The organism is Actinotalea ferrariae CF5-4 (assembly GCF_000603945.1).
GTDB lineage: Bacteria > Actinomycetota > Actinomycetes > Actinomycetales > Cellulomonadaceae > Actinotalea > Actinotalea ferrariae.
Window position 1 is genome coordinate 1 of the sequence record NZ_AXCW01000263.1, and the last position, 5551, is coordinate 5551.

Consider the following 5551-nt stretch of genomic DNA (forward strand, 5'->3'; position numbering starts at 1 on the left):
CGGGCCGCGGGCCCGGCGGGACGTCCGGACCGTCGCCGGGGTGGTCGCCGCGGCCGGGGGGCGGCGGGGCGTACGGGTTGGTCACGGGGACAAGTCTCACACCCGGCGGGCGTCGCGCCCGTGCCCGCACCGCCGCCGCTAAGGTCCGCCGTGTGACCTCCCAGCACGCGCCCGGGCCGCCCACCGCCGACCGTGACGTCGTGCCGACGGCGGCGCGCGTCGTCGTCCTCGTCTCCGGCGGGGGCTCCAACCTCGCCGCGCTGCTCGCCGCGCACGACGACCCCGCGTACGGCGCGCGCGTCGTCGGCGTCGTGAGCGACCGCGCCGACGCCGGCGGCCTGACCGGCGCGCGCGACGCGGGGGTGGCCACCGCGGTGGTCGCCCCGGCCGACTTCCCGGACCGTGCGGCGTGGGACGCGGCGCTCGCGAAGACGGTCGCGTCGTTCGGGCCGCGGTGGGTCGTCAGCGCCGGGTTCATGCGCATCCTCGGCGCACCGTTCCTCCTGCGCTTCGACGAGCGGGTGCTCAACACCCACCCCGCCCTGCTGCCGGCCTTCCCGGGCGCGCACGGCGTGCGGGACGCGCTGGCCTACGGCGTGCGGGTCACCGGGTGCACGGTCCACCTCGTCGACGCCGGGACGGACACCGGCCCGGTCATCGCCCAGCAAGCCGTCGAGGTGCTCGACGACGACGACGAGGCGACGCTGCACGAGCGGATCAAGACGGTCGAGCGGGCGCTGCTGGTGGACGTCGTCGGCCGGGTGGCGCGCCACGGACTGACGATCGAGGGCCGGCGCGTCCGGCTCGGCGGCTGACGGCGCGACGACGGCGGACGCCCGGCGGTTGCCGGCCCGGCGGCTGACGGCCCGGCGGCTGACGGCCCGGCCGATCAGGGAGCGACGAGGAACGCCTCGTCGAACGCGCAGCCCTCGGGCACGTGGTCCACGTCCGCGAGGTCCGCGAGGCCACCGCCACCCAGGCTGATCCGGCTGCCGTCGGTGTACCGCTCCCCGCCGTAGGTGAGGCCCTCGCCGTCCCATGTGGTCCGCGGCCGCTGGAAGACCGGCAGCCAGCGCTGCCCGAGCTCGTCGACGATCGTCAGGCACGCGTCCGACACGTCGACCGACCCCGTGAGCAGGGCGTCCATGCCCTCGTCGGCGCGCTCGGCCACGAACGCGACGGGCCCGCCCGCCGTCACGCCGGTCCCGCCGGGCGGCAGCGCGGTGCAGGCCGTCGGCAGCCACAGCAGGCCGGCAGCGAGGACGACGACGACGCGACGCGTGCCCACGATGCCCACGATGGCCCCCTCCCGTGTGCCGGGCGTCGTCGCCCGGCACGCCGACCGTAGCGACTCCGGCGACGGTCGAGGGAGGGTCCGGGCAGCGGGAGGGCTCGGGACAGCGCGGCTAGACTGGCCCCGGCCGCGACTGGCGAGGGTGGAAACGACCACCGGGGAGCGACCGGCAGTGCCCTGCAGCGCACCGCCCGCCTGGGTGCCTGGGTCCCTCGAGCAGCGTGACGGCCCGCGAGCCGCCCCGCCGCGCCGACCGACCCAGCGCCGCCGACCGCCCGGCGGTGCCCGAACCCAGGAGTGCCCATGGCGCACGACCTCCCCACCCTGCCCGTCGTCGAGGACGCCACGGCGCCCGAGACGCGCCGCCCGCTGCGCCGTGCGCTGCTGAGCGTCTACGACAAGACCGGCCTGGTGGACCTTGCGACCGCCCTGCACGGCGCGGGCGTCGAGCTCGTCTCGACGGGCTCCACCGCGGCACGCATCGCCGACGCCGGCCTGCCTGTCACCCCGGTCGAGGAGCTCACCGGCTTCCCGGAGTGCCTGGACGGCCGCGTCAAGACGCTCCACCCGCGGGTGCACGCGGGGATCCTCGCGGACACGCGCCGGCCCGAGCACGTCGCGCAGCTCGCGGCGCTCGAGGTGGCGCCGTTCGAGCTCGTCGTCGTCAACCTCTACCCGTTCGTGGAGACGGTGATGTCCGGGGCGACCCCGGACGAGTGCGTCGAGCAGATCGACATCGGCGGCCCCTCGATGGTGCGCGCGGCCGCGAAGAACCACCCGAGCGTCGCCGTCGTCGTCGACCCGGCGCGCTACGGCGCGGTCCTGGACGCCGTCGCCGACGGCGGCTTCACCCTCGCCCAGCGCCGCGCGCTCGCCGCGGAGGCGTTCGTGCACACCGCGACGTACGACGTCGCCGTCGCGTCCTGGATCGGCAACGTCCTGACCTCGACCGACGAGGTGGAGGGCGAGGACGGCCCGGTCAGCACCGGCTTCCCGGCGTGGATGGGCGCCACCTGGAACCGCGCCGACGTGCTGCGCTACGGCGAGAACCCGCACCAGCGCGCCGCGCTGTACACGTCCGGCTTCGGCCCGGCCGGGCTCGCGCAGGCGCGCCAGCTGCACGGCAAGGCGATGAGCTACAACAACTACGTCGACGCCGACGCCGCGTGGCGCGCCGCGTACGACCACGAGGAGCCCGCAGTCGCGATCATCAAGCACGCGAACCCGTGCGGCATCGCCGTCGGCGCCGACGTCGCCGAGGCGCACGCCCGGGCGCACGCCTGCGACCCGGTGTCGGCGTTCGGCGGGGTCATCGCGGCGAACCGGCCGGTCACCCGGGCCGCGGCCGAGCAGATCGCGCCGGTCTTCACCGAGGTCGTCGTGGCCCCGGGCTTCGACGACGACGCGCTCGAGGTGCTCCGGACGAAGAAGAACGTCCGCCTGCTCGTGGTCGAGGGACGCCCCGGGGGCGGTGTCGAGATGCGGCCCGTCTCGGGCGGCTTGCTCCTGCAGTCCGTGGACGGCATCGACGCGGTGGTGGACGGCGGCGGTGACGACCCCGCGTCGTGGACGCTCGCCGCGGGGGAGCCGGCGGACGAGGCGACCCTCGCGGACCTCGCCTTCGCCTGGCGCTCCGTGCGCGCCGTGAAGTCCAACGCGATCCTCCTCGCGAAGGACGGCGGCTCCGTGGGCGTCGGCATGGGGCAGGTCAACCGCGTGGACTCCTGCCGGCTCGCCGTCGAGCGGGCCAACACCGGCGACGTCGAGCGGGCGCGCGGGGCCGTGGCGGCGTCGGACGCGTTCTTCCCCTTCCCGGACGGGCTCCAGGTGCTCCTCGACGCCGGCGTGCGCGCGGTGGTCCAGCCCGGTGGCTCGGTGCGCGACGAGGAGGTCGTCGCGGCGGCCCGTGCGGCGGGCGTGACGATGTACCTCACGGGCACGCGCCACTTCGCGCACTGACCCCCGCAGCGCACCGCTCACCGCTCACCGCTCACCGCTCACGGTCAGATCGGGGAGAGCTCCCCGCGCCTGACGCGGGGAGCTCTCCCCGATCTGCTGGTGTGCGTCGGTGGCCCGGCAGGGCAGGGCCGGGGCGGGCAGGGACCCCGGTCCCGGGTCGGGGTGCCCGGGCCGGGTGCACGGTGAGGGGGTGGACGCGCTGCTGCGGCGCTGGGTGCTGTGGGCCGGCGGCGGGGAGGCCGTCGGCTTCGCGGTGCCCGCGCTCGCCGGCGCGGCCGTCGGTGCCGTCCGGCCGGGTCTCCTGCTGCCGGCGCTGGTCGTCGCCGGCGCGGGCGAGGGGGCCGTGCTGGGCTGGGCGCAGTCCCGGGTGCTGCGGCGTGTCGGCGTGGACCCGGCGCGCTGGACCGCCCTGACGTCCGCCGCCGCGGCGGTCGCCTGGTTGCTGGGCATGGGCTGGTTCGGGTCCGATCGCCTCCGCGGGTCGGCTCCGGTGCCCCTGCTGGTCGCCGGCTCGGTCCTCGTCGGCGCGGTGGTGCTCCTGTCGATCGGCACGGCCCAGGCGGGGGAGCTGCGGCGGGTGGTGGGCCGCCCGCGCCCGTGGGTGGTCGCCAATGTCCTCGCGTGGGGCGCCGGGCTCACCGTCTTCGGCCTGGTCACGACGCCGCTGTGGCAGCCCGGCCAGGCCGGGGGCGTCGTGCTGGCGATCGGGCTGCTCGGCGGCGTGCTCATGGCCGGGACCATGGCGCTCGTGACCGGCGCGGCGCTGGTCCGGCTCCTCCGGTCGCCGGTCCCGACGGGGAGTGATGAAGGTCACCCACGCTGACCGACGGATCTTCCCACCGTCTCCACAGCGCCTTCACGTCGACGGACGAGGCGGCCGGTGAGGTCCGGGATGCTTGTCCCCATGGCAGACGCGCAGGTGGACGGCATCGGTGGCTGGGTGGTCGACGTCATCGGCAGCATCGGGGAGCTCGGCGTGGGGCTCCTCATCGCCCTCGAGAACGTCGTCCCACCCATCCCGTCGGAGGTGATCCTCCCGTTCGCCGGCTTCAGCGCCTCGCAGGGCCGGATCAGCCTGGTCGGCGCCTGGGTGGCCGCGACCGTCGGGTCCCTCGTCGGTGCGTGGATCCTCTACGGCGTCGGCGCGTTCATCGCCTACGAGCGGCTGCACGGGCTCGCGTCGAAGCGCTGGTTCCTCCTGTTCAACACCGAGGACCTGCACCGGGGCGAGCGCTTCTTCGACCGGCACGGCAGCAAGGTGGTGCTGTTCGCGCGGTTCGTGCCGCTGCTGCGGTCCGTCGTGTCGGTGCCCGCGGGCGTGGTGCGGATGCCGCTCCTGCGGTTCAGCGCGTTGACCGCCCTCGGCAGCGGCATCTGGAACGCGCTCTTCCTGTACGCCGGCTACACGCTGGGCGGGCAGTGGGAGCGGGTGGAGGCGTGGATGGGTCCGGTGTCCACGACCGTGGTCGTCCTCGTCGCGGCCGCCTTCGCCCTGCTCGTGGTCCGGCAGGTCAAGATCCGCACCTGACGCTCAGGCGCGGGACCGCCGCCTGACGCTCAGGCGCGGGGGCTGCGCAGGGGCCGGCCGGGGTCGGCGGCGGCGTCCCGGTCCAGCCGGGGCAGCTCCGGGCCGGCGAACAGCTTCCGCGCGGCGGCCACGTCCCGAGGGGTGTCCACGGCCAGCACGCCGGTGAGCCGCTCGGAGCCGGGGGCGAACCACAGGGCCGTGAAGGCCCCCGCCACCTCGCCCCGGACGACGACGTCGTCGTCCCGCCCCGGAGCGCCGTACAGCGCGAGGTCGTGGCCGAGCTGGGTGGAGAAGACGTAGGGCGCGAGGTCGTCGGCGGGCTGCGGCGGGCCGCCGAGCAGCCGTCGTACCGCGATCGCCGGGCCCCGGAGCGCGCCGTCCCAGTGCCCGCCGGACACCCAGCCGTGCCGCGCGGACCGACGCCGCGCCAGGTCGCCGAGCGCGACGACCGGGAGGTCCGGGGCGGCGAGGACGCGGTACGCCTCGTCCACCGCGAGCGACCCGTCGCCCTCCAGCGGCAGGGTCGGCGCGAGCCACGCGGAGGCGGGCCGCGCACCCACGGCGACGAGGACGACGTCGGCCGGGAGCACCTCGCCGGACGCCAGGGCGACCTCGCCCGGAGCGACGGCCGCGACGGGGGAGCCCGTGAGCAGCCGCACCCCGGCGGCCTCGTACCAGGGCGCGGTCCAGGCGCCGACGCGGGTGCCCAGCGCGGTCGCCAGCGGGGCGTCACCGGCCTCGACCACGGTGACGTCCACGCCGGCGCCCGC

At 76.5% G+C, this 5551-nt stretch carries 6 protein-coding genes and 1 riboswitch; of the genes, 4 read left to right on the forward strand and 2 right to left on the reverse strand.

The window, feature by feature from the left end; translation table 11 throughout:
* The first annotated feature begins 152 nt into the window (after positions 1–152).
* Entirely contained in the window at positions 153–815 is a 663-nt protein-coding gene (gene purN / locus N866_RS15910; protein WP_081802731.1) for a phosphoribosylglycinamide formyltransferase, read from the forward strand.
* Positions 816–889: 74 nt separating this feature from the next.
* Here purN and N866_RS15915 read toward each other — a convergent pair whose 3' ends face one another.
* A complete protein-coding gene (locus N866_RS15915; RefSeq protein ID WP_155855424.1) occupies positions 890–1288 on the reverse strand; it encodes a hypothetical protein in 399 nt (132 codons plus the stop codon).
* A 125-nt stretch (positions 1289–1413) separates the two neighbouring features.
* Positions 1414–1502, forward strand: a riboswitch (ZMP/ZTP riboswitch).
* Positions 1503–1597: 95 nt separating this feature from the next.
* On the opposite strand from N866_RS15915, the gene purH reads away from it, so the two are divergent.
* The 3 genes from purH (at position 1598) to N866_RS15930 (ending at position 4781) form a co-directional block, all read left to right on the forward strand.
* Complete coding sequence (purH, locus tag N866_RS15920) at positions 1598–3253, forward strand: bifunctional phosphoribosylaminoimidazolecarboxamide formyltransferase/IMP cyclohydrolase (RefSeq protein ID WP_034228166.1); 1656 nt, start codon at positions 1598–1600, stop codon at positions 3251–3253.
* Positions 3254–3443: 190 nt separating this feature from the next.
* On the forward strand, positions 3444–4076 hold the full coding sequence (locus tag N866_RS15925) for a hypothetical protein (RefSeq protein WP_052023150.1): 633 nt from the start codon (positions 3444–3446) through the stop codon (positions 4074–4076).
* Between the two features lie 81 nt (positions 4077–4157).
* Entirely contained in the window at positions 4158–4781 is a 624-nt protein-coding gene (locus N866_RS15930; RefSeq protein WP_245612625.1) for a DedA family protein, read from the forward strand.
* Between the two features lie 29 nt (positions 4782–4810).
* On the opposite strand, the gene N866_RS15935 is transcribed toward N866_RS15930, so the two are convergent.
* On the reverse strand, positions 4811–5551 hold a 741-nt coding region (locus N866_RS15935), incomplete at its 5' end, for an FAD-dependent oxidoreductase (protein ID WP_034228174.1).

Coding starts and splice junctions, on each gene's coding strand:
- purH (WP_034228166.1), top strand. CDS start 1,598: ATGGCGCACGACCTCCCCACCCTGCCCGTCGTCGAGGACGCCACGGCG.
- N866_RS15930 (WP_245612625.1), top strand. CDS start 4,158: ATGGCAGACGCGCAGGTGGACGGCATCGGTGGCTGGGTGGTCGACGTC.